2 protein-coding genes are annotated in these 1,590 nt (G+C 67.9%); both read right to left on the bottom strand.

Going from position 1 to position 1,590, the window contains the following annotated elements; translation table 11 throughout:
- The coding region (locus QH283_RS28080; protein ID WP_280505940.1) for an MlaD family protein at positions 1 to 586 on the bottom strand (586 nt) is incomplete at its 3' end.
- Positions 587 to 591: 5 nt separating this feature from the next.
- Positions 592 to 1,581 carry an MCE family protein gene (locus QH283_RS28085; protein ID WP_280505941.1) on the bottom strand — a complete coding sequence of 330 codons (990 nt, stop codon included), beginning with the start codon at positions 1,579 to 1,581 and terminating at the stop codon, positions 592 to 594.
- Positions 1,582 to 1,590 lie beyond the last annotated feature (9 nt).

Consider the following 1,590-nt stretch of genomic DNA (forward strand, 5'->3'; position numbering starts at 1 on the left):
CCAGCTCGTCCAGCGTCTCGCGCAGCCGGTCGCCGTTGCCGTTGAGCAGCGGGAACAGCACGCGGCTGGCCATCGGGCCGTTCTCGTTGTCGCCCTCGAGCGCGGCGCCGAGCTGGTCGAAAGTCTCCAAGATGCGATCCAGCTCCACCGGGACGCGGGTGCGCGCCAGCGGGATGTGGTCGCCGTCCTGGAGAACCGGGCCCTCGCCGGTGTAGGCGGGAGCCAGTTCGACGTGGCGGTTGGTGATCAGCTGCGGGGAGATCAGCGCCGCCATCGCGTCGGCGGGCACCTTCACGTCCTTGTCGATCGACATGGTGACCTGGACGTAGCTGCCCTTCGGGGTCACCGTGTCGACCCGGCCGACCGGCACTCCGAGCACGGCGACCTCGTTGCCCGCGTACATGCCCGCGACGTTCTCGAAATCGGCGCTGATGCGCAGATGTTCACCGAGATACTGCTGCGGCAGCCCCGCGATGGAGTCCGGCAGCAACGAGCAGCCCGAGGCCACGCCCGCCGCCAGGCACAGCGCGGCCATCTTCACCACGGCGCCCGCGCGCCGGGCGGTGACACCGAATTTCTTTCTCATGGTCATCATCGGCACCCCGGAATCGCGTTGACCGCGCACAGCCAGTTGTCGGGCAGGATCCACGGCGCGAGCACGTCGCCGTAGGGACCGTTGCCGAGCACATTGTTGAACTGGCGCATGGCCACGGGCATGGTCTCGTAGAGACGGTCGAGGTTCTCCTTGTTCTTCTGCAGACCCTCGGTCATGGTGTTCAGGTCGTGGATCAGCGGGCCGAGCTGACCGTTGTTCTCGATGCCCATCTCCTGCAACAGCGCCGAAAGGGCGGCGACATTGTCGAGCAGCTGGGCGAGCATCTGCTGGCGCACCGCCACGGCGTTGCCGATCGCCTCGCCGCGGTGCAGCAGCAACAGCACCGCGTTCTGGTTCTCGGCCACCAGGGTCGAGACGGTGTCCATGCTCTTCAGCAGCTGGTCCACCTCGTCGCGGCGGGCGTTGATCACCTCGGCGAGCGCGCCGATGCTGTCCAGCGCGGCCACCGTCAGCTGCGGCGAGTCGCCCATCTGCCGTTCGAAGGCGTTCAGCGCCTCGCGCAGCTTGTCCGGGTCGATGCGCTCGATGCGCTCGAAGGACGAGTTGTACTCCGGGTCCTGGATCACCTTGCCCAGGTTGTAGGGCACGGTGGTGTTCTCCAGCGGAATGGTGTCGCCGGGCAGGCCGTGACCGTCGCCGGGGAACAGCTCGATGTGCAGCCTGCCGAGGATGGTCGACATCTTGATCGAGGCCCTGGCATCGGGGCCCAGCTTCAGGTCCCCGCGCACCCGCATGTCCACCACGACCCGGTCGCCCGCCAGCTCCACCGCGCGCACGGTGCCGACCTCGATGCCGGAGACGTCCACCGTCGCGCCCGGCCGCATACCCGCGGCCTGGGCGAACTCGGCGTGGATCGTCTTGTGCGCCAACCCGACCAGCATGCCCACGCTCGAGCCCACCACCAGCACCACCACCAACAACCCGGCCGCGACGCCCAGCCAGAAAAAGCGGTATCCCGCCCAGATGTTGCGAAA

The organism is Nocardia farcinica, assembly GCF_029867845.1.
In the GTDB taxonomy this organism is placed as follows: Bacteria; Actinomycetota; Actinomycetes; order Mycobacteriales; family Mycobacteriaceae; genus Nocardia; species Nocardia farcinica_A.